The sequence below is a fragment of the Pseudomonas sp. Leaf127 genome (assembly GCF_001423155.1).
GTDB classification, from domain to species: Bacteria; Pseudomonadota; Gammaproteobacteria; order Pseudomonadales; family Pseudomonadaceae; genus Aquipseudomonas; species Aquipseudomonas ovata.
Genome location: NZ_LMOA01000022.1, coordinates 184,728 through 204,646, shown reverse-complemented (window position 1 = coordinate 204,646; position 19,919 = coordinate 184,728). Strand labels below are relative to the sequence as shown.

The following is a 19,919-nucleotide window of genomic DNA, read 5'->3' as shown; positions in this document are numbered from 1 at the left end:
AGCGGGTAGCCACAGCATAGCTGTAAGTCCGGACACCCTCTGGTGCTTTACACCCGGTCAGGCTTAACTGCGCTCAGTGCCGGGTTTTTGCCCGCGTGGCTGAGTATTCCGGCCCTTGCCAATGTCACACCCCTGAACCCACACGGTCTGCTGGTACAAAGCCTGCCCATGAAAGACAAATACGCGCCCCGCCAGTGGCAGCCCCACGAGCGCCCGACCATGCCGGGCTCGCCTTCAACACCCTTGCACCCCACGCACAAACGTTGGGCTTATGCGCTGGTGGGGGTGATCGTGGCGCTGACCGGCGGGCTGGGCAATGCCCTGGTGGTCGCCAACCTGCCGTACCTGCAAGGCGCGCTGGGCGCGACCTCGCAGGACATTGCCTGGTTGCCGGCCGCCTACATCATGACCAACGTTTCGATGAACCTGCTGCTGGTGAAGTTCCGTCAGCAGTACGGCCTGCGGGCCTTCACCGAACTGTTCCTGGTGCTGTACGCGCTGGTGACCCTGGCGCACCTGTTCGTCAATGACATCGATTCGGCGATTGCCGTGCGCGCCGCCCACGGCATGGTCGGTGCGGCGCTGAGTACGCTGGGGCTGTACTACATGATCCAGGCCTTCCCGCAGAAGTGGCGGCTCAAGGCCCTGGTGCTGGGCCTGGGCACCGCCCAACTGGCCACACCCATGGCCCGGCTGATTTCCGAAGACCTGTTGCAGATTGCCGAATGGCGCGGCCTGTATCTGTTCGAGCTGGGCATGGCCATGCTGTCGCTGGGTTGCGTGCTGATGCTCAAGCTGCCGCCGGGCGATCGCTTCAAGGCTTTCGAGAAACTGGATTTCCTGACCTTCGGCCTGCTGGCCAGCGGCGTGGCGCTGCTGTGTGCGGTGCTGTCGCTGGGGCGCATCGAGTGGTGGCTGGAAGCGCCCTGGATCGGCCTGGCGTCGGCAGCGTCCATCGCGCTGATCTGCGCGGGCCTGGCCATCGAGCATAATCGCCGCAACCCGCTGTTGATCACCCGCTGGCTGGGCAGTGGCGCGATCCTGCGCCTGGGCCTGGCGGTGGTGCTGTTTCGCGTGGTGCTGTCGGAACAATCGGTCGGGGCGGTGGGCTTTTTCCAGACCCTGAACCTGGGCAGTGAACAACTGCACGGCCTGTACCTGGTGATGCTGGCCGGCAGCATTGCCGGCCTTGCGGTCAGCGCCCTGACCATCAACCCTGCGCACCTGGTCAAGCCGTTGCTGATTTCACTGGCGATGATGGCGGTCGGGGCGTGGATGGACAGCGGTTCGACCTACCAGACGCGCCCGGAAAACATGTACCTCAGCCAGTTCCTGCTGGCCTTTGGCGGCACCTTCTTCCTGGGGCCGACGCTGGTGATGGGCATCAGCGGCGTATTGGCCAATCCGCGTAACATGGTCAGCTTTTCGGTGCTGTTCGGGATCACCCAGAACCTGGGCGGCCTGATCGGCTCGGCAGCGCTGGGCACGTTCCAGGTGGTGCGCGAGAAATTTCATTCCAGCCAGTTGGTCGAGCACCTGACCCTGTTCGATCCGCTGGTGCAGTCCCGCCTGCAAGGCAGCGCGGCCAGTTACGCCGGGGTGATCGCCGACCCGGCGGCGCGCAGTGCCCAGGCCATTCGTGCGCTGTCGAGCACCGCCACCCGCGAGGCCAATGTGCTGGCCTACAACGATGTGTTCATGCTCATCGCCCTGATCGCGGTCCTGACCATGCTGTGGATCACCGTGCGCGTGCTCTGGCTGAAAATGACCACCCGACCTGTCGCGCCGCTGTCGGCGGCCCCCGTTCCTTCAAGTAGTGCGCAAACTTCATGAACGACATCACCCGCAACGACTCACCTGCATCCACTCCGGCCCCGGCGACGACCCCGTCCGGCAGTCCACCGCCGGCGCCGCTGACCTCGCCCCCCGCCAGCCGGCCGCGCTCGACCCGCGCCCGGGTGCTGTCCACCATCGTGTTCGCCCTGATCGCGTTGGGCGGCATCCTGATCGTGCTGTATGCCTGGCAATTGCCGCCGTTCACCAGTCCGATCCAGAGCACCGAAAATGCCCAGGTGCACGGCCAGACCACCCTGATCGGCCCGCAGCTGAGCGGCTATGTGCATGAGGTGACCGTGCAGGACTTCCAGCACGTCAAGGCCGGCGACCTGCTGGTGCGCCTGGATGACCGCATCTACCGCCAGCGCCTGGAACAGGCCCAGGCCCAGGTCGGGGTGCAGGAGGCGGCGCTGGCCAATAACCTGCAGCAACGGCGCAGCGCCCAGGCCTCCATCGTCCAGCGCGAAGCCAGCCTGCAAAGCAGCCTTGCCCAAGGCCAGAAAGCCGCCGCCGACCTCAAGCGCAGCCAGGCGCTGGTCACCGACGGCTCGGTGTCACGCAGCGAACTGGATGTCGCCCGCGCCGCCGATGCGCAGGCTCGGGCCGCCATTGCCGAAGCGCGCGCCGCCGTGCAGATCGCCAAAGAAGACTTGCAGACCGTGATCGTCAACCGCGACTCGCTGACTGCGCAGGTCGCCAACGCCCAGGCGGCCGTGGAACTGGCGCGCATCGACCTGGACAATACCCGCATCACTGCACCGCGCGACGGGCAACTGGGGCAGATTGGCGTGCGTTTGGGCGCCTATGTCAATTCCGGGGCGCAACTGATGGCCCTGGTGCCCGACACACTGTGGGTGATCGCCAACATGAAGGAAACCCAGATGGCCCACGTGCGGCTGGGCCAGCCGGTGAGTTTTACCGTGGACGCTCTGAACCACCAGAAACTGACCGGCCGGGTCGAGCGCATCTCGCCGGCCACCGGCTCCGAGTTCAGCCTGCTGCCGGCCGATAACGCCACCGGCAACTTCGTCAAGATCGCCCAGCGCATCCCGGTGCGCATCAGCGTGGACGCCGGACAGGAACTGGCCAGGCGCTTGCGGCCGGGAATGTCGGTGGTGATCAGCATCGACACGGCCGGTGAGGGCCATGAGGATCGCCGCTGAACATCGCTGCGGGGATTACTCGAACAGCATGACCCGGCTGTTATGGGCCAGTACCATGCATAGCCAATGCTCTCAGGCACCAAGGCCCCGGCGCAGGGCGACGGCGGAGTATAGGCGGGCAGATAGAGCAGGGTGAGCGGCTTTACTCAGGCTGCGCAGGCACGTTCGCCTTTATGTGATTGATGTACCAAAGCCCTGTTCAGGCTTGGGGCTTTGGTACACGGGCGTGTCGATTACTGCAAGTGAACCTTGAGTTCCTGCGAGGCCTGCAGCATGGCCGAACGCACGGCCGGCACCTGGCTGACCACGTTCAGCAGGCCGTAGTCGTGAATCATGCCGTTGTAGCGCACCGAAGTGACCGGTACGCCGGCCTGGTCCAGCTTGCGCGCATAGGCCTCGCCTTCGTCACGCAGCACGTCGGTGCTGGCGGTCTGCACCAGTGCCGGTGGCAGGCCTTTCAACTGCTCTACCGAGGCCCGCAGTGGTGAGGCATAGACCTCGGCGCGCTGCTTGGGGTCGGTGGTGTAGTTGTCCCAGAACCACTTCATCATGTTGCGGGTCAGGAAATGGCCTTCGGCAAATTGCTCATACGAGCCGGTCTCGAAACTGGCATCGGTGACCGGCCATAGCAACACCTGGTACTTGATGGCCGGGGTCCCCTTGTCCTTGGCCATCAGGCTGACCACCGCGGCCATGTTGCCACCGACACTGTTGCCCGCCACCGCCAGGCGCTTGCCGTCCACGCCGATGTCCTGGCCATGCTCGGCCACCCAGCGGGTCGCGGCATACGCCTGGTTGATCGCGGTCGGGTAGTGCGCCTCGGGCGAGGGCGTGTAATTGACGAAAACGGCCACCGCGCCGGAGCCCTCGACCAGGTCGCGCACCAGCCGCTCGTGGGTCGGGAAATCCCCCAGCACCCAGCCGCCACCGTGGAAATACATGAACACTGGCAGGGTGCCCCTGGCGCCAGCGGGCCGCACGATGGTCAGGCTGATGTCCTGGCCATCGACCGAAATGGTCTTTTCGCTGATGTTGGCCTTGGGTAAGGTCAGCTTGACCCCCGCCTGGGCACCGGTCAGCACGGCGCGTGCCTCTTTTGGCGAAAGCTGCTCGATAGGCTTGCCGCCCCCGGTGTTCAAGGCGTCGAGGAATGCCTGGGTCGTGTGCTCGACACCGCTGTCGGCGGCGAACGCGTGACCCATCGACAGGGCGAGCAGGGAGCCTGCGAGTGTTTTGCCAAAGGTGTTCATGGTCATTTCCTTGATTTAATTATGTCGTGTTAAATATTTGCGCGCTAACTATATGGTGATCAATTTAGCTCGCATATATTTAGCGCGCAATGTTTATTTTCAGGAAATGTCCGTATCGAGGTTATCTATCGGATTAGCAGGGATAATCTGTCGCCTTGGCACCCTGTCAAGGCGGATCGCTGTTGCGCAGCACACACTGGACCTGTGGGAGGCGGCTTGCCGGCGATCGGCTGCGTAGCAGTCGTAAATGGGCGGCGTTTCGCAAATGTCTGCGAGCGCTTCGTACTCGGTCGCGAATGGGGTAGCACATTCAACGTATCAGTGGCTTGCAGATTGCACTCGCGACCGTTGGTCGCTCCTACGGTATGAGCCAAGGCGGATCGCTGTTGCGCAGCAAACACTGGACCTGTGGGAGGCGGCTTGCCGGCGATCGGCTGCGTAGCAGTCGTAAATGGGCGGCGTTTCGCAAATGTCTGCGAGCGCTTCGCACGCGGTCGTGGTGGTCCGGCATGGCACCAGAGCCCCCTCACACAATGACCTGGATGGGTCAGCTAACGGCCTCGCACCTGCACCGCCAGATGCTCGCCCAGCCACTGCAGGTACTCGCTGATAGCCGCCTCGTCGCGTGTGCAATACGACCACTTCAGGTGTTTTTTCACGGTCAGAAACCCGGCGTCCTTGAGGATCGCCAGGTGCCGGCTGGCCGTGGGCTGGGCGATGTCGAGCGCTTCGGCAATCAGCGTCATGCACACGCCGAACGCGACAGGGTCCGCTGACCATTGCTGATTGAAGTGGACCTGCGGTTGCGCCAGCAACTGAAGGATCTTCAAGCGCTGCTCGCTGGCCATGGCGGTAATTTGTCTTGATCGGTTCATGCTCGGCATCATATCGTCATTTAGCTAAATGACAATATGGAGAAGGCCTCATGCTTGATTTACCGAACACCCTGATGGTCGAAGGCAGCGCCGTACGCTGGGGCAAGATGGGCCAGGGACCGGCGCTGGTGGCGATCCACGGCACACCGTTTTCATCCCAGGTCTGGCGCCGGATCGTGCCGCTGCTGGCCGACCGGCGCACGGTCTACTATTTCGACCTGGTCGGTTACGGCCAGTCCGAACAACGCGCTGGCCAGGACGTCTCGCTGGCGGTGCAGAACCGCGTGCTGACCGCGCTGTTCAAGGCCTGGGGCCTTGAGCGTCCCGATGTCCTGGCCCATGACTTCGGCGGCGCCACCGCACTGCGCGGTTATTACCTGAACGGGCTGCGCTATGCCTCGCTGACGATCTTCGATGCCGTGGCGCTGGCGCCCTGGGGCTCGCCGTTTGTCCAGCATGTGCGCCTGCACGAGCAAGCCTTTGCCGGTATGCCCGACTACATGCACCGTGCGCTCCTGCACGCCTACTTGCAGACGGCTGCGCACCAGCCGTTGTCGGCCCAGGCGCTGGACATCTACAGCGCGCCCTGGCTCGGAGCGGTAGGGAAACCGGCCTTCTACCGGCAGATTGCGCAGATGGAGCAGAGCCATACCGATGAAATCGAGGGGCTGTATGGCCGGCTCGATTGCCCGGTCACCGTGTTGTGGGGTCGCAATGACCAGTGGATTCCCTACGCCAAGGGCCAGGCGCTGGCCCGGCTGATCAGCGACCGCGAGTGCATCCCCATCGACAACGCCGGTCACCTGGTCCAGGAAGATTGCCCGAAGGCGATTGTGGCGGCAGTGCTGAAAAGTCTTTAGCTACGACAGACGCGCGTCTCGCTCAGCCTGTGACGTCGGCTTGAAGCGCAAAAGCGGCAACGCAGGGCCTGTATCTTCGTCTTTACCGCAGGGCTCTTTATGTCTTGAGTAAACGGTATCGGGGTTTAAAACACCCTCCCACCGTAAACAAACGTGCCGCACGACGGTCTGACCCAAAACGCAAGCCCGCGCCCATGACGTTGAAGGACTAACGAATGCTCCAGACTTCACCCACCCCAATCCCGTCCGGCACTGTTGCGAGGCCACAATGATCGAATACCGTGGATTGACGTTTGAGGACGCTCGCCCCGCGGCCAGCGACGCGGACATCGCGCAACTGGAAGCCACGCTCGGCGCACGCCTGCCGGACGACTACCGGCAGTTTCTCAAGACCTGCAACGGCGCCACGCTGGAATACGACGTGGTCGCGGTCATGGCCAACGAAGATGAAGAGGTGCTGAGCTTCTCGCTGTTCGGACTGGTGCCGGGCGAAGGCTACGAATTCAACCCTTACGAGCTGGAGCAACTGCGCCTGGATCCCGACTTCCCCGAAGCCGGTCTGCTGCCGATCGGCCGCGATGGCGGCGCAAGCTTCCTGCTGCTGGACCTGCGTGACGGTCGTACCGACGTTGCGGCCATGGTTGCCGGCCTGCCGGCCTGGACCGGTCGGCGCCAGCAAGGCGATGAGTTCGTGGTGCTGGCCGAGTCCTTCAATGAGTACCTGGAGGCGCTGCACCTGTCCGAAGAGCGGGTGGAGGACCACATCAATACCTTCATGATGACCCCTGACAGCATCGAGGCCACCTTGACGTGGCTGGACCGGGACAGCCCGGGCTGGCGCAAGCAGTACAAGACGCTGTGGAATGCACGGGTGGTCGACAGGCCGATCTGAGGCGCCTCTTTTGGGTGGATGACAGCCTGTCTTGACAGGCTGTCATCTACCCAGCCGGCCAGGCACGTCGCTCAGCGGCCGCTCGAAGGCGGCCCGTAAAGCTCGGTTTCCCAGTCCTCGAGCGGCGGCGTCACCTCGAATGAGGGGTCGCAGTATGACCTGAGGTAGTCAGTCGCGCGTTCCTGCGCGTGGATGAAGTTGAGCACATTGCCCTGGTCATCCATCTCGATGACGTTGGCGAAAATCGCAAAGACCATCTCGATGGCGCTCGGCTCATTGCCGTACAGGTCGAGGTACTCCACGCCCTTGAGCATGTAGTGGCTGCCACTGGCCATGAAATACGCGAAGGTGCTGAGGGCGCCGCTGAAGTCATTGCTTGGCTTGATCATGTTCATTGTCTTGAGGGTGGCTGGATTCAAGTGTTTCCCGGCATCTGTCCGTCGCAGGCATGCCGGGTAAAACACACTTATGTCAAAGGTCCTTCAATCGATAAAGACCCTGCTCATGGGAAACCTTCAGCCCGGCGCGTTGCAGGTTGCGTCGACTGCGGGAACTGGCCAGGGCGGTGGCGGCGACCCAGTCGCTTCCCCGCTCCCGGGCCAGCGCTATGCGATGAGCGATCAGGGCCGAATGATAGCCACGACCCTGCGCCTGCTTATGAGTGACTGCCGTGCCCAGGTAGGCCACGCCGTTGCTGGCCAGGTACAGTGCCGCGCCCGCCACGACCTCTCCGGCCTCCTTGATCACGAGTATTTTCAGGGCGCCGCCGGGCCCTTTGCCGGTAAACGATGCCTGATTGACGGCAAGCAGGGCAGGCCGGGTATGAAAGCCGCTGGCATGCAGCGCCGTAAAGGCCGCCAAGGCCGGCCCCGTGGCGTGTTCAATGTCGACGTTGTGCGCATTGACCACTGCCTGTTCGATGGGTGAGACAAACTGCAAGTGTGTCCAGCCTTTCAAGCGCTCCAGCTGACGGCCTGCCATCAGGCAGCAGGGCGCCAGTGACTTGGGTACACCTGTGAGGGGCGTCACGGTTGACCGTGCGCTTGACCGGACAAGCCGATCCACAAGGGCTTCGACGTCTGCCTCGCTGCTGGCGTAGACCCGGTTGAGCATCGGGCTGGGGCTGGCCTGGACATGAAAGCCTTCCAGCCCGCCGCTGGCAAATACCCGGGCGCCATAAGGATTGCCGGCGATGTGCGTCAGGTTCTCTACACGCGTACGCAGGTACTCCTTTTCGGCGGTCTCGATTGCAAACGCCAAGGCGGTGTCCATTGGCATACTCATGTCCCTCAGGGCTGGAGAGAGGTAAACGATACGCTTGCGTTACGACGTTTGTACACGCAGGTGCGGTAACGTTGCCGAGTGTCTGAACGCTTTTATACCCAGCGTGTAAAGCAGGGTAGCCCTGGTACTTGCCGTCTTGACCGTGCATCCCGCGCCATACAGATTTTTATGGCCTGATCTCTGCGCCAGGGATCAATGCTTCTAAACTCAGACAGAGTGCAACGGAGGTGTCCTGCATAGTCGATGATGGTAGGAGCCCGCTTGCCGGCGACCGAGCGCGAAGCACTCGCAGAAATCTCGAAAACGCCACAAATTTACGGCTGCCAACGCAGCCGGTCGCCGGCAAGCGGGCTCCTGCTCAATAAAATCAACAAGCTATTTTGTATTTGATGAGAGCAAAGCGATGCAAGCCAATAACGTGGCACTGGTGACCTATCGCGGGCATTGCGTGGAAAATGTGCATCGTGCCCATGTGGCCGTGGTAGATGAAGCGGGGCGCCTGCTTTACAGCTTTGGTGATCCGCAGCGGATGACGCTGGCGCGTTCAGCCGCCAAGCCGGCACAGGCCCTGGCAGTGATTGAAACCGGGGCCCTTGAGCGGTTCGGCTTCGACGAGGCGGATCTGGCCTTGATGTGCGCTTCACACAGCAGTGAGCCACGCCATATCGAACGGGCCTGGGCCATGCTGCGCAAGGTCGGTGCCGATGAGTCGGATCTGCGTTGTGGGGGCCACCCGGCTGTTTCGGACGCCGTCAATCGGGCCTGGATCAAACGCGACTTCATCCCCACGGCCTGTTGCAGCAATTGCTCTGGCAAGCACGCCGGCATGCTGGCGGCTGCACTGGCGTTGGGCGAGTCTTTCTCGGGTTACAACGAATCGGTCCATCCGCTGCAGGCGCATGTCAGGCGTGTGATGGCCGATGTCTGCGAGCTGCCGGTGGACGCCGTGGAATGGGCCGTCGATGGCTGCAACCTGCCCACGCCCGCCTTCGCGCTCGACAAGCTGGGGCTGATCTACGCCAGGCTTGCACAAAGCGCTGACGCGGCGCACAAGGGCGAGCCTTTGTCGGCACGCGGCCAGGCGCTGGCGCGGATTTACCGGGCCATGACCACGTACCCTGAAATGGTGGCCGGCGAAGGGCGTTATTGCACGGACCTGATGCGCGCCTTCGAGGGCAATGTCGTCGGCAAGACAGGGGCTGATGCCTGCTACGGACTGGGCGTACGGGCCTCGGCGCAGACCCGGCGCCTGGGCGCGTCAGGCGCGGTCGGCCTGTCGGTCAAGGTCGAGGACGGCAACACCCAGATGCTTTACCGGCTCGTCTGCGAGATCCTTGAACGCCTGGCTATCGGCACCGCACAGCAACGGCAATTGCTGGACAAGTACCATCGGCCGTTAATGCTCAACACCGTGGGGCAGGAGACCGGAAGCGCCCGTTTCATGTTCGACCTGCACCGTCACTGAGTGGCTGCAAAGACGGGCTTTCAGCGCCCGGCCGTCTGCTCGATCAGCAACTGCCAGTTGCGCGCTTCCTGCCAGTCCGCGCCAAAGGGCAGTTGAATCCAGTAGGGCTCATAGTTGGCGCCCTGCAACTGCACCCCCAGGGTGAAGGTGTGCGCCGTGGTGTTGGTCGTGGTCGAGGTGGAGCGTGACTTGCCCCGGCCCAGCACACCGAAATGGCCGTTGACGCCATAGACATTGCGCCGGTCATGCTCGGTGGTGGTGTGCGTGGTGCTGCTGGAGATCACCTGTTCATTGACCACCACCTGCTTGACCACCTGCGGCGCCGCCATCAGGGCGTGGCGATTGCCCAGTTCCGGGACCAGCGCATAGAGCACCTGGCTGTCGGGAAACACGCCGAGCATGCGGCCGTTGCGACAGATCCAGCGATACGGCCCCAGCGCCTGTTCTTCCAGGAACACCCGGCCCGATTCCATCCGCGCCTCGTCGACCTGCTGCCAGGCCCGATTCACTGCCTTCTGCTGCGAGCGCCATAGCAGCGGCATCGGCGCGTAGAGCACCCATGAAAAACACCAGATCAACACCGCATAGATCGGCCCGCCAATGTAGTGCCCCTGCCAGATCCACTTGAGCATCCAGTAAGCGCAAAAGATCGCCTGGGCGATCATGAAGCGCTTGGTCAGCTTCTGGCTGCGCTGCTTCAAGGCGTGTTCGGCCTGTTGCGCTTGCTCGAAGGCTTCGGCGAGCAAGGCGGGTGTTTCGGTAAGGGTGGTCGCGGGGAGGGTGGAGTCCGGTTGAGACGACATGGGGCATCCTGCGCAGGGGGAACGGGGTGAAGGTGTAATGGGTGTGGGTTAGAGGGGCCGCTGGAGGTGAAGTTGCAGAGGGCGGGCAGATATTGGTTTTACATCTGGAACAGGCCATGCATTCACCCTTTGTCATCGGCTGACATAACGATACGATGCCGTGCTCAAGCTCCAGGGTAACGAGAGGAACCACCCAATCTTGTTTACCTGAGCCGTATCGATGTCTGTTTTCATGGCATGCGGTTTACCTTGTCATCATGCCTGGCGCACCGGTTTTCGGTGTTCACCGTCATCTCGCGCTGTTCGATATACCTGAAAGGGAAGTGGGTCTATGAAGTGCACGCTGTTGTTATTGTCCGTCTTTTTAATGCTTGCAGGCTGTGCGCCGAGTTCGCAGTCTCCGGCTGTGCCAAGCCCGCTGCCGCCTGTCATCACTGACCCCGTCGAGGCTTCAGGGGATACAGCGCCCGCCACCAATGAAGTCGATGTGTTTTACGGCACCAACCGCCAGGCGCTGGCCGGGGATTGTCGGTTTTCAGGCGCACGAAGCAGCGTCGAAGCCTTGTCGTACGGCAAGTGTCGGGTTTCGTTTCCGCCTGATCACAGGGTCGGGATCATCGAGTCGCCTTTCTTTGACTGGATGAAATCCAACCCCGACGATCACGTGATGATCAAGAACGGGCGGCGCCTTGACCGCGAACAATTCAACCAGTCGCTGGCACTGCGGCTGGGAGAGCGCGGAGCTTCGCTGATATTTATACACGGCTACAACGTGAGCTTCGAGGACTCGGTAAAACGTACAGCGCAACTGGCGTATGACCTGCAGTTCAAGGGTGCGCCGCTGTTGTTCAGTTGGCCCTCGTCGGGCAGTGAAAGCCAGTACCGGGCGGATGAGAGCGCTATCGCCCAGTCCTATCCGGCCGTGTATGACTTTCTGAAAGATCACCTCGAAAATCCTGGCGTCAAGAAGGTCTATATCGTGGCGCACAGCATGGGCAACCGGGCGTTGACCCAGGCCTTGCTACGGCTGTACTCGGAGTCGCCTGACCTGGCGGCAAAACTGCAGGAAATCGTGCTGGCAGCGCCTGATATCGATGCCGGTGAGTTTGCAGACAAGATCGTCCCCGAGCTGCGCAGGCAAGGCGCTCCCGTGACCCTTTATGTCTCTGCCAACGACAAGGCGCTGGCGCTTTCGCAAGTGTTTCACGGGGCGGCGCGAGCGGGCATGTTTCGCAAGCCTGTGGTGATTTATTCCGGGGTCGAGCTGATTGATGCCAGCGCCTTGAGCACCGACTTTATCGGTCATTCTTATTATGGCGACAAGCTGTCCGTAGTGGCCGACATGTATTACCTGTTCAAGGGCGCCAAGGCGGTTGACCGGTTCAATCTTCAGGTGGTCACGGCACCGGGTGGTCAGTACTGGGAGTTCAAGCCTTAGGCACAAAAGGCGGCGCGAACTCGCGCCGCTTGTATTCACCAGGTGGCCGGTATATCCCAGGCCAGCAGTCCGTTCGAGCAACGCCCCCAGAGGCGCTCGCCGGACGGGCTCCATTGCAGCTGCGCCAGGTCCTTGCAGCCGGAGGCGTCGGCTTGCAGCGTCAGTGACCGACCGTTTTCCAGGTTCCAGACCACGATGGCTTTATTGTTTGCGCCGGTGCCCAGGGCCAGCAGGCGACCGTTGGGCGAGCCTGCCGCCGTCTTGAGCGAGTCCTGGTCAGGCAGGGTCAGCGAATAGCGCACCTTGCCGCTGGCGACGTCGACCACATGCAGGCCGGGGTTGCGGCGTTTGCCATCCATCAACACAAAGCCGACCGCAATCCAGCCGCCCTTGACCGAGCCGAACGGCGGCGGCGTCCATTGCGCCATGCCGGTGTCATCGCTGGGGTCGACCTCGCCGAAGCGGCGCGGCAAGCGCACGGCACGCAAGACCCGGCCAGTGCGGCTATCGAGTTCGGCCAGCCCGTCGCTGTCTTCGATCCACTGATTGGCCTGCACGCCGTCCCAGCGCACCGGCTTGATCTGCGTATTGGTGCGCATGGAATGACGCATCACGTCCTGGCGCAGTGAAGCCAGGCGCAGCACGTATTGCCAAGGTGCGCCATCGGCGGCCGGTTGTGCACCGGGTTGCCAGATCGACAGGGTGTCGCGACGGTTCCTGACATCGTGGCGGTAGGCCAGGGGCACGCCCTTGCCGTCGGGGAAATAATCAACGTTCTTGAGCAGCTCCGGTTTGTCGAACACGATCGGGTGCCTGGCCAGCCGCCGGGCGGCGGCGTCGAAGTGCAGCACCTGCCCGTCGGCTACCATGTAGGCAGATTGGCCGCGCTCATCACGCGCCATGTGCCATTGGATCACCGTGTCGGTCGGCGTCCAGATCACGCGCGGCTCCTGACCATCGTCCGGCGCCCAGTGCAGCAGCGCACGCGGATAGCTGCGCACCAGCAGGGCGCTGCCATCGGCCAGTACGAGCATGGCGTCGGGGTTTTTGGTAATCAGCAGTGCTTGCGCCTGCAGCGTCCTGGCCTGCGGGTCGGGCAGGGTCAGTTTTGGCTCGGTGACCAGACGGCGTGGCGCTGCCGGTGGCTGCCATTGCCCGGCATCGAGCCCGAGCTGCAAGTTGGCGCCGGGCAGCGTATTCAGTGCCGTATAAACGGGACTGAACACCGCCTCGGGCACGCTGCTGCGGTGCAGGCGCTTGGGTTGGCCAGGGCTGAAAATATTGAGGTTGGCCAGCTCGCGCACTTGATGAGTGAAGCTTGCCTTGGGGTTGGCAAACTCGTCCTTGCGTGTCAGGTACACCGCCGTGGCCGGATGACCCATCACTGCATCGAGCTGCATGACCCGCACAATGACCCGGCTGCTGCTGCCGCCCGTCGCACCGTAGGTGCGTTCGGCATTGCCGTACCAATACCGGTACGGCTCGGTCAGTGCCGCCGTACGCGCACTGCCGGGTTGAAAGCGCAGTGTGCGTTCGATGCTGGCCAGGCGACCGGGAATTTCCGCTTCGGCCAGGGCGCCGTCGCGCACGTCCTGCTGCAGCCTGGGCAGGTCGGTTTTGCTCACCAGTTGGTGCACCAGGTCCGGTCGCCGCGCAAACAGTACATCGCCCCAGCCTTCATCCAGCTCCGACAGCGGGCTCACGCCGGTCTGCTCCTCCAGGGGGCCGACCGCTGCCAGGGCCGAGACCACCACCGGCAGCACCTGGGCGTAGGGCAGGGCCACGAGCATTTCCACCTCGGCCAGCCGCTGTCCGCTTTTGGCCAGTTCCGGCGATTGCAGGGCGGCGGGCAGCCCTTGCTCAACGGTTTCGTCAGGACCTGGCAGGATCGCCCAGTCTTGTGGCAACGAGACGGCGTGACTCAAGCCGCTCGAGCCGAATGCGGCCACCCATAACGCATACTTCCATACGCCTGCGCACTTCATGTGTCTTGCTTCCTTGGTCGTGCAGCGTTATTCATTCGCCGTGGGTCGGGGGCAGTCAATCGCTAAAACTCATGATGATCAAGATCACCAGCGGAACCACCACCGCCGCGACCTGTACCACAAGGACAAACACCAGCCAGCGCGGCCAGCGGCGGAAAAAACCGTAGATCGCGGTGACCAGCGCCGACACCAGGTTGGTCAGCCACAGCACGCCAAGCACCAGGGGACCCGAGATATTGATGGGCAAGGAGGCGCTTATCATCAGCACATACAGCGCCATGAAACTGCCAGCGATCAGGACGAGGATCGAAGAGATGCCGACCCAGCGGGTCAGTCGCGATTTTCCGGAAGGCATCATGCCGCAATCTCTCCAGGGGCAGGGGGATGTATTGAATCGTGGCACTAGGACACCGGTGCCGCCGGTTTTATCCTGCACGCATTAAGTTTGACTGTCGCATCTGATTTGAACGGAGGCTGCAATGCTGAAGGTCTATGCCTATTACGTCGAGACACTCGTGTTCAGGTTCTCGGTCGGCTCTGATGACATTCCCGAGACGCCGGCCTGGCTCGAGACTGAGGATTTTCCGCCGCTGTCGCCGCGCGCGGCCATCGAGACGTCCAGGCTCGTCGTGCTCGACATGCTCAAGGATTATCCTTATGCCGAACCTGAATTTCATGCCTGCGCCCTGAAAAAGACCCACGACTCTGACAGGGGATGGTGGTACTACGAAGTCGAGTGGAGGGTGTACCCCCCGGAATACGGCGACCGCAGCAGCCTGACGGTGCCGGTCCTGCTCAATGGGCGAGTGCCGGCCTATGACGTCTTCGACTACGAAGACCGTGCGCTTGCCTGGCAAGGCTGACGGTGTGCATTGACCTGACAGGAGCAATGATCATGAAACAGACACTGACTGTCCGCGCCGTGCAGGCGCTGATGTTCAAGGCCAATGGCGGTATCCCCAACCATCCGACGCTGCCCGTACTGATTTACCCCGAGGCCATGCGCGTGACCGGCAGCGATCCGGCGTCGGTATTCGAGCGCATCTTCGCCGCCAACGGCTGGCCGCCGCAGTGGCGCTACGGGGTGTTCGATTACCATCACTACCACACCCGTGGGCACGAAGTGCTCGGCGTTCATGCCGGCCATGCGCGGCTGATGCTCGGCGGCCCGAACGGCCACGTGGTCGAGGTCAAGGGCGGGGATGTGCTCTTGCTGCCGGCAGGCACCGGGCATTGCAACCTGGGCGCCAGCGAGGATTTCGAAGTGGTCGGCGCCTATCCACCTGGACAGGAGGGCGATATCAACCGCGACCCGGCCACGCCTGCGCAGATCGAACAGATCGCCCGGCTGGGATTTCCCCACACAGATCCAGTGCTGGGCGACCAAGGCGGGGTGGTGGAGCTTTGGCGTTGATTTCCCCTCCAGCACTGAGCTCGGAGCGCGTTTGCCGGAATGCCGGACCGCCGCGACCGGCTGCGCAGCAGTCGTAGATTTGCAGCGTTTCCGAGATTTCTGTGAGCGCTTTGCGCTCAATCGCGGGCAGAGCGCGATCCTACAAGCGGTGAATTCAATAGCCAGTAAAATCATTAAGTTATCTTGTTTAATGAGCGCACAGAATGACCTCACGCTTAGCCTCGAACTACCCGGACATCCAGCGCCTGCTCCAGTCGCTGGATACACAGGAGCGCCGGTCACTGGCCACCCGCATTGTGCTCTGGGCCGCACAGGAGGCCGGCATCGATCCTGACGAGATGCGTATGTTGTTAGCCCGCAATCAGCCTGAACCCTTCGAGGCCCTGTGCGCTGAACACGAGGAGTGCTACTTCGAGTTGGCTAGACGCTCCGATGACCGTCACTCGGCATTTTTTGCCAAGGCCCGCGCGTACAGTGCCGCTGCCTTTCTGGTGCGCGGCGCGTGGGACGAAGCGGTGTATGAGTCAACCTTCGCCACCGAAAAAGCGCTGTTGATCGATGATTTTTCATAAGGTGCGCAGAACGCGGCGCCCGATGACCCACTCTTCCCGGCCTGGCGCCAGACACTCTCAAGGAAACAACCATGGTCCCGTACAAAGAACTCTTCGCCACAGGCCAGCGGTTCGATGGCTTCGTCAAGACAGGCTTGCCGGCCGAACGGACCGCCATGCAGCACTTCGCCGACAGGATCCGCCGGCCCGGCGAACTGTCCACGGCCACGCAACAACGGCTGACGGCCATTCAAGGCACCTATCATCTGCTGATCGCCGGCGAAATATGGTGCCCGGATTGCCAGATCAACGTGGCCGCCTTCGACTATCTCTGCGAGGTGCAGCCCGCGATTGACCTGGCGATCGTGTCCAGAGGCCGTGCGCAGAACACGTTGCAGGCTGAACTGGGCCTGGAGAAAATTGCCATTCCGCTTGTACTGGTGCTGGACGAACACTTTCGTCTGATCGGCCAGTTTGTCGAACGTCCACAGGGGGTTGTAACGGATGGCGGCGAGCAGGCGTTGCGTGAGTACAAGATGGGGAATCATATGCAAGACAGCATTATGGAGGTGCTGGCAATGATTGAGATGTTCGAAAAGCAAGCGGTTTGATTTTAGGCCTTAGATAAAGCTATCAATGGTTTGCAAGCGTCAGGCGATCGGTCTTTGCGATCATTTTGAGTCCTGTAAAACGGCGATTTTGCTGATGCAGTATGGCGGACGGCATCTGACCCGCGTGGGGAATGCAGGGTCAGTATGAAGTTTATAGTTATGACCCATCACGTTTGTGTGGTGATTCGCCACGCTAGCCAAACCCTGCTCCAGAATCCTGTCGTCCTGGGCACCTGCTGATTTGGCAGCGAGCGGCGGCAAGGTTAGCGAACCGGGGTGGACCGGGTATTGGATCTGAATTGACCGCCGTAGGAGCGCGCTCTGCCCGCGACCGAGTGCGCTAGCGCTCGCAAAATCTGCTAAACGCCACAAATTTACGACTGCTGACGCACTCGGTCGCGGTGGTCCGGCATACCGGCAAGCGCGCTCCTACTGGCTCAGGCCGTAAAGCCGCCATCGACCATCAACTCGGCACCGGTCACAAAGCCGGCCTCGGGGCTGGCCAGGTAGGCCACGGCGCTGGCGATGTCCTGGCCTTCGCCATAGCGGCCCACGGCGATATTGGGGCGCACGAAGTCGGCCACCGGGCCCTCGGCCGGGTTCATGTCGCTGTCGGTCGGGCCGGGGTGCACGGTGTTGACGGTGATGCCCCGTGGCCCCAGGTCGCGCACCAGGCCACGGCTGAAACCGGTCAGCGCGCCCTTGGTGAGGGTGTAGGCCGAGGCGGTGCCGAAGGCCGCGTACTGCACCATGGAACTGCCGATATTGATGATGCGTCCGCCATGGCCCATGTGCCTGAGGGCTTGCTGGGTGGCGACGAACACCCCGGTCACGTTCACCGCCAGGATCCGTTCGAAGTCCTCGAAAGCGATGTCTTCGGGGGCGCCCATTACGCTGATACCCGCGTTGTTCACCAGAATGTCGACGCGGCCAAACCGGTTGGCGACCTCATCGATGGCCGCACGCACCGCCTGCGGGTTGCCCGCATCGGCCACCAGGGCCAGCGCCTGGCGGCCGGCGGCCACGATCTGGTTGACCACGGCGTCGGCGCGCTCAGGCGAGGCGTTATAGGTAATGGCCACGGTGGCACCGTCGGCGGCCAGGCGTTTGGCGATGGCCGCGCCGATGCTGCGCGAACCACCGGTGACAACGGCCACTTTGCCGGCAAGAGGAAGATTGACTGTGTTCATGATGAAGCCTCGGTAGGTGAAGTTGATGAGGCTATGAGACGCTTTTCATCCTTTCGCCAGTAGTGGGTAATGGCTAGAATTACTTTCAATCAATGCTTGAAAGTGAGTGCAATGGAGACGATGGGCAACTTGGTGTCTTTTGTGCGCAGCGCCGAATCAGGCAGTTTTTCTGCTGCGGCCCGTCGTCTTGGGCTCACGCCGGCGGCCGTGAGCCGTAACGTGGCGCAGCTGGAAGCTAACCTTGGGGTTCGTCTGTTCCAGCGCAGCACGCGCCGCCTGACCCTGACCGAAGCCGGCGAGCGGTTCCTGGCGAATGTCGGCTCGGGGCTCGAAAGCGTTCAGGCCGCCATTGCGGACGTTGCCACGCACGCCGGCCAGCCCGCCGGCGTGCTGCGCCTCACTGCAGCCCCTGGGTTTGGCTGTGATTTCCTGCTGCCGCTGATGCCCGGGTTCTTGCAGCGCTACCCTGACGTGACGCTTGAGTGGACGTTTGAAAACCGCCAGGTCGACCTGATTGCCGAGGGTTTCGATGCCGCCATCGGCGGCGGCCTCGAGCTGGCGCCCACCCTTGTCGCCCGGGACATTGCGCCTGCGCATCTGATTCTGGTCGCAGCGCCCGCTTACCTGTCGGCACAAGATCCTGTCCGTCGTTTCGAGGACCTGGCCACGCTGGAGCATGTGGCCATGCGTTCGGTGCAGACCGGCAGAATCAGAAGCTGGATGCTGCAAGGACCCGACGCTCAGAAAAGACCGCTGGACCTGACACCGCGGCTGCTGGTCAACGACCCGCAAGCCCTGCGCCAGTGTGCCCGGCTGGGCCTGGGCGTGGCCTTGCTGGCGGTGCCGGATGTGCTGGCGGACCTTGAAAGCGGCCGTCTGCAAAGGGTGCTGCCGGACTGGTCTGTGGATGCCGGGCAGATCTCGCTGTACTTCTCCAGCCAGAAACTGCTGCCGGCCAAGACACGAGCGTTCGTCGATTTTCTGGTCGGGCAGGCGCGGGAACAGGCGTGGGCCACCCGTTTGAATGCGCGATAAGGCGAGGCAGCGCATCCATGCCTCAACGCCCTGGCGATCGCGCAGGCCGAAACGCCACTGTCGCGCCCAGTGCTTCAAGTTTGGCAATCAAGTGGTGCAGTGAGCGCCTCACGCCACAGGCCACCTGAAATTCAGGCGCTTCGACCAGGGCCAGCGCGTCTTTCAACGCCAGCCCGCGGCACTGGCTGACGAGCTGCACGACCTTGAGCTTCTGAGGGCCCAGGGCGGTCACCATCAAGTCGCCGCTCGTAAAGTCGTCCGGGTCGCACGGCACGTCATCAGTCGGCAGTTCTTCCTCAAGCTCAGCCTGCTCGACGCGTGCGTCGAATATCTCGCGCCAGTATTCATTCACAGAACCGGTCGCGGTGCGCACCAGGCGCTCGGATTCAAGGTCATCGTCTGTCACCTCGGCCAGGGCCTGCAGCAGGCGCCCGAACGTTGCCAGGTCCGGCGCAATCTGCAGCGCGTCCCAGCGTCCAGCCCCATGTGGCGCGGTGTACACCGGATAGCCGCTGTCGGCCTCGTCTGTGGCAATGAACAGCGGATCGTCCAGCCCGCTCAAGGCGATGACATACCATTGCGGATGCCACCCGCCATCGGCCTCGGACACCAGGCTCTCGCCGGTCAGGCCTTGAGTGCGAAAGCCTGACTGAAACGCCTCGAAGTGATCAGGCGTTGCATAGTGCATGGGCAAGAGCAGGTCGCCCACTACAGTGCCCTGGGCCAGGAACGTGCGAAGGGCTTCGGGAAATGGCTTCATGGGCGGCAGGTCCTTGCGTGGGGTGAGGTACAGAGGGCGTTCATGACACTGGCGTTTGCCATGCCGGTTTTTTGTCCTCCTGACTGTCGAACGTGCGACGCGCCTTACGGAAGTCCTCGACGTTTTCAACCACCCAGATCCAGATGGGCGACATGCGGATCAGCAATTCCATGCCCAGCGGTGTCAGTTCGTACTCCACACGCGGTGGAACCTCACCAAACTCTTGCCTAAGCACCAGGCCATCACGCTCCAGAGCACGTAGCGTCTTGGTCAACATGCGCTGGGTCACCCCTGTCATCTGCCGTTTTATCTCGGCATGGCGCATTTTGCCGTACACCCCCAAGGCATGCAGGATGCCAAATGACCAGCGGCTGCCGGCATGCGTAAGGACTTCGCGCCTGACCCCGTCATCCTCTTCCCTGAGCGTCTGGCAGATGGCCTGTGCCTGGTCAAGCACCCCATGATCGATCATTGCTCCCCCTGGTATCACCGGTGTGCCTTCTTCTG

The 19,919-nt window shown here is 62.4% G+C and carries 21 protein-coding genes; 11 read left to right on the top strand and 10 right to left on the bottom strand.

The genetic code is table 11. From position 1 onward, the window contains the following. Window positions 1–168 precede the first annotated feature (168 nt). Entirely contained in the window at window positions 169–1,833 is a 1,665-nt protein-coding gene (locus ASF84_RS18825) for an MFS transporter (protein WP_056840805.1), read from the top strand. Continuing rightward, the gene (locus ASF84_RS18820) at window positions 1,830–2,999 is read left to right on the top strand and encodes an HlyD family secretion protein (RefSeq protein ID WP_082481712.1); all 1,170 of its coding nucleotides are present in this window, start codon (window positions 1,830–1,832) and stop codon (window positions 2,997–2,999) included. Before ASF84_RS18825 ends, ASF84_RS18820 begins: the two co-directional genes overlap by 4 nt. 233 nt (window positions 3,000–3,232) lie before the next feature. On the opposite strand, the gene ASF84_RS18815 is transcribed toward ASF84_RS18820, so the two are convergent. Together ASF84_RS18815 and ASF84_RS18810 are read right to left on the bottom strand one after the other, a co-directional pair. Then, the gene (locus ASF84_RS18815) at window positions 3,233–4,249 is read right to left on the bottom strand and encodes an alpha/beta hydrolase (protein WP_056840365.1); all 1,017 of its coding nucleotides are present in this window, start codon (window positions 4,247–4,249) and stop codon (window positions 3,233–3,235) included. A gap of 551 nt (window positions 4,250–4,800) precedes the next feature. Continuing rightward, window positions 4,801–5,124 carry an ArsR/SmtB family transcription factor gene (locus ASF84_RS18810; protein WP_082481751.1) on the bottom strand — a complete coding sequence of 108 codons (324 nt, stop codon included), beginning with the start codon at window positions 5,122–5,124 and terminating at the stop codon, window positions 4,801–4,803. Window positions 5,125–5,174: 50 nt separating this feature from the next. Here ASF84_RS18810 and ASF84_RS18805 point away from each other — a divergent pair, with 50 nt between their 5' ends. Beyond that, on the top strand, window positions 5,175–5,984 hold the full coding sequence (locus ASF84_RS18805) for an alpha/beta fold hydrolase (protein WP_056840363.1): 810 nt from the start codon (window positions 5,175–5,177) through the stop codon (window positions 5,982–5,984). A 268-nt stretch (window positions 5,985–6,252) separates the two neighbouring features. Continuing rightward, window positions 6,253–6,876, top strand: coding sequence for an SMI1/KNR4 family protein (locus ASF84_RS18800; RefSeq protein WP_056840362.1), 624 nt, complete (start codon window positions 6,253–6,255; stop codon window positions 6,874–6,876). A 71-nt stretch (window positions 6,877–6,947) separates the two neighbouring features. Here ASF84_RS18800 and ASF84_RS18795 read toward each other — a convergent pair whose 3' ends face one another. After that, window positions 6,948–7,265 (bottom strand): DUF7677 family protein, encoded by a 318-nt coding sequence (locus tag ASF84_RS18795; RefSeq protein ID WP_082481749.1) that lies wholly within the window; start codon window positions 7,263–7,265, stop codon window positions 6,948–6,950. A gap of 82 nt (window positions 7,266–7,347) precedes the next feature. After that, a complete protein-coding gene (locus tag ASF84_RS18790; RefSeq protein ID WP_056840361.1) occupies window positions 7,348–8,148 on the bottom strand; it encodes a GNAT family N-acetyltransferase in 801 nt (266 codons plus the stop codon). A gap of 415 nt (window positions 8,149–8,563) precedes the next feature. On the opposite strand from ASF84_RS18790, the gene ASF84_RS18785 reads away from it, so the two are divergent. Continuing rightward, window positions 8,564–9,625, top strand: coding sequence for an asparaginase (locus ASF84_RS18785; protein ID WP_056840360.1), 1,062 nt, complete (start codon window positions 8,564–8,566; stop codon window positions 9,623–9,625). A 20-nt stretch (window positions 9,626–9,645) separates the two neighbouring features. On the opposite strand, the gene ASF84_RS18780 is transcribed toward ASF84_RS18785, so the two are convergent. Then, window positions 9,646–10,428, bottom strand: coding sequence for a hypothetical protein (locus ASF84_RS18780; protein WP_056840359.1), 783 nt, complete (start codon window positions 10,426–10,428; stop codon window positions 9,646–9,648). 487 nt (window positions 10,429–10,915) lie between these two features. On the opposite strand from ASF84_RS18780, the gene ASF84_RS18775 reads away from it, so the two are divergent. After that, complete coding sequence (locus ASF84_RS18775) at window positions 10,916–11,866, top strand: alpha/beta hydrolase (protein WP_056840358.1); 951 nt, start codon at window positions 10,916–10,918, stop codon at window positions 11,864–11,866. A 35-nt stretch (window positions 11,867–11,901) separates the two neighbouring features. Here ASF84_RS18775 and ASF84_RS18770 read toward each other — a convergent pair whose 3' ends face one another. Together ASF84_RS18770 and ASF84_RS18765 are read right to left on the bottom strand one after the other, a co-directional pair. Beyond that, window positions 11,902–13,851, bottom strand: coding sequence for a WD40 repeat domain-containing protein (locus tag ASF84_RS18770; RefSeq protein WP_056840357.1), 1,950 nt, complete (start codon window positions 13,849–13,851; stop codon window positions 11,902–11,904). A 55-nt stretch (window positions 13,852–13,906) separates the two neighbouring features. After that, window positions 13,907–14,209, bottom strand: a complete 303-nt coding sequence (locus tag ASF84_RS18765) for a hypothetical protein (RefSeq protein WP_056840356.1) — start codon at window positions 14,207–14,209, stop codon at window positions 13,907–13,909. A 121-nt stretch (window positions 14,210–14,330) separates the two neighbouring features. On the opposite strand from ASF84_RS18765, the gene ASF84_RS18760 reads away from it, so the two are divergent. The 4 genes from ASF84_RS18760 (at window position 14,331) to ASF84_RS18745 (ending at window position 16,427) form a co-directional block, all read left to right on the top strand. Next, on the top strand, window positions 14,331–14,714 hold the full coding sequence (locus tag ASF84_RS18760; protein WP_056840355.1) for a hypothetical protein: 384 nt from the start codon (window positions 14,331–14,333) through the stop codon (window positions 14,712–14,714). 32 nt (window positions 14,715–14,746) lie between these two features. Continuing rightward, on the top strand, window positions 14,747–15,265 hold the full coding sequence (locus ASF84_RS18755) for a hypothetical protein (RefSeq protein ID WP_056840354.1): 519 nt from the start codon (window positions 14,747–14,749) through the stop codon (window positions 15,263–15,265). Between the two features lie 203 nt (window positions 15,266–15,468). Next, window positions 15,469–15,837 (top strand): hypothetical protein, encoded by a 369-nt coding sequence (locus ASF84_RS18750; protein ID WP_056840353.1) that lies wholly within the window; start codon window positions 15,469–15,471, stop codon window positions 15,835–15,837. A 71-nt stretch (window positions 15,838–15,908) separates the two neighbouring features. Then, entirely contained in the window at window positions 15,909–16,427 is a 519-nt protein-coding gene (locus ASF84_RS18745; RefSeq protein WP_056840352.1) for a thioredoxin family protein, read from the top strand. 437 nt (window positions 16,428–16,864) lie between these two features. Here ASF84_RS18745 and ASF84_RS18740 read toward each other — a convergent pair whose 3' ends face one another. Next, the gene (locus ASF84_RS18740) at window positions 16,865–17,617 is read right to left on the bottom strand and encodes a 3-oxoacyl-ACP reductase family protein (RefSeq protein ID WP_056840351.1); all 753 of its coding nucleotides are present in this window, start codon (window positions 17,615–17,617) and stop codon (window positions 16,865–16,867) included. 111 nt (window positions 17,618–17,728) lie between these two features. On the opposite strand from ASF84_RS18740, the gene ASF84_RS18735 reads away from it, so the two are divergent. Then, on the top strand, window positions 17,729–18,652 hold the full coding sequence (locus ASF84_RS18735) for a LysR family transcriptional regulator (protein ID WP_056840350.1): 924 nt from the start codon (window positions 17,729–17,731) through the stop codon (window positions 18,650–18,652). Between the two features lie 22 nt (window positions 18,653–18,674). On the opposite strand, the gene ASF84_RS18730 is transcribed toward ASF84_RS18735, so the two are convergent. Together ASF84_RS18730 and ASF84_RS18725 are read right to left on the bottom strand one after the other, a co-directional pair. Next, on the bottom strand, window positions 18,675–19,412 hold the full coding sequence (locus ASF84_RS18730; RefSeq protein WP_056840349.1) for a ribosomal protein L7/L12: 738 nt from the start codon (window positions 19,410–19,412) through the stop codon (window positions 18,675–18,677). Between the two features lie 40 nt (window positions 19,413–19,452). Beyond that, window positions 19,453–19,884 (bottom strand): winged helix-turn-helix transcriptional regulator, encoded by a 432-nt coding sequence (locus ASF84_RS18725; protein WP_056840348.1) that lies wholly within the window; start codon window positions 19,882–19,884, stop codon window positions 19,453–19,455. Window positions 19,885–19,919: the final 35 nt, after the last annotated feature.

Coding starts and splice junctions, on each gene's coding strand:
- ASF84_RS18755 (WP_056840354.1), top strand. CDS start 14,747: ATGAAACAGACACTGACTGTCCGCGCCGTGCAGGCGCTGATGTTCAAG.
- ASF84_RS18820 (WP_082481712.1), top strand. CDS start 1,830: ATGAACGACATCACCCGCAACGACTCACCTGCATCCACTCCGGCCCCG.
- ASF84_RS18770 (WP_056840357.1), bottom strand. CDS start 13,851: ATGAAGTGCGCAGGCGTATGGAAGTATGCGTTATGGGTGGCCGCATTC.
- ASF84_RS18735 (WP_056840350.1), top strand. CDS start 17,729: ATGGAGACGATGGGCAACTTGGTGTCTTTTGTGCGCAGCGCCGAATCA.
- ASF84_RS18810 (WP_082481751.1), bottom strand. CDS start 5,124: ATGAACCGATCAAGACAAATTACCGCCATGGCCAGCGAGCAGCGCTTG.
- ASF84_RS18805 (WP_056840363.1), top strand. CDS start 5,175: ATGCTTGATTTACCGAACACCCTGATGGTCGAAGGCAGCGCCGTACGC.
- ASF84_RS18750 (WP_056840353.1), top strand. CDS start 15,469: ATGACCTCACGCTTAGCCTCGAACTACCCGGACATCCAGCGCCTGCTC.
- ASF84_RS18815 (WP_056840365.1), bottom strand. CDS start 4,249: ATGAACACCTTTGGCAAAACACTCGCAGGCTCCCTGCTCGCCCTGTCG.
- ASF84_RS18725 (WP_056840348.1), bottom strand. CDS start 19,884: ATGATCGATCATGGGGTGCTTGACCAGGCACAGGCCATCTGCCAGACG.
- ASF84_RS18760 (WP_056840355.1), top strand. CDS start 14,331: ATGCTGAAGGTCTATGCCTATTACGTCGAGACACTCGTGTTCAGGTTC.
- ASF84_RS18730 (WP_056840349.1), bottom strand. CDS start 19,412: ATGAAGCCATTTCCCGAAGCCCTTCGCACGTTCCTGGCCCAGGGCACT.
- ASF84_RS18780 (WP_056840359.1), bottom strand. CDS start 10,428: ATGTCGTCTCAACCGGACTCCACCCTCCCCGCGACCACCCTTACCGAA.
- ASF84_RS18740 (WP_056840351.1), bottom strand. CDS start 17,617: ATGAACACAGTCAATCTTCCTCTTGCCGGCAAAGTGGCCGTTGTCACC.
- ASF84_RS18800 (WP_056840362.1), top strand. CDS start 6,253: ATGATCGAATACCGTGGATTGACGTTTGAGGACGCTCGCCCCGCGGCC.
- ASF84_RS18790 (WP_056840361.1), bottom strand. CDS start 8,148: ATGGACACCGCCTTGGCGTTTGCAATCGAGACCGCCGAAAAGGAGTAC.
- ASF84_RS18825 (WP_056840805.1), top strand. CDS start 169: ATGAAAGACAAATACGCGCCCCGCCAGTGGCAGCCCCACGAGCGCCCG.
- ASF84_RS18785 (WP_056840360.1), top strand. CDS start 8,564: ATGCAAGCCAATAACGTGGCACTGGTGACCTATCGCGGGCATTGCGTG.
- ASF84_RS18745 (WP_056840352.1), top strand. CDS start 15,909: ATGGTCCCGTACAAAGAACTCTTCGCCACAGGCCAGCGGTTCGATGGC.
- ASF84_RS18795 (WP_082481749.1), bottom strand. CDS start 7,265: ATGATCAAGCCAAGCAATGACTTCAGCGGCGCCCTCAGCACCTTCGCG.
- ASF84_RS18765 (WP_056840356.1), bottom strand. CDS start 14,209: ATGATGCCTTCCGGAAAATCGCGACTGACCCGCTGGGTCGGCATCTCT.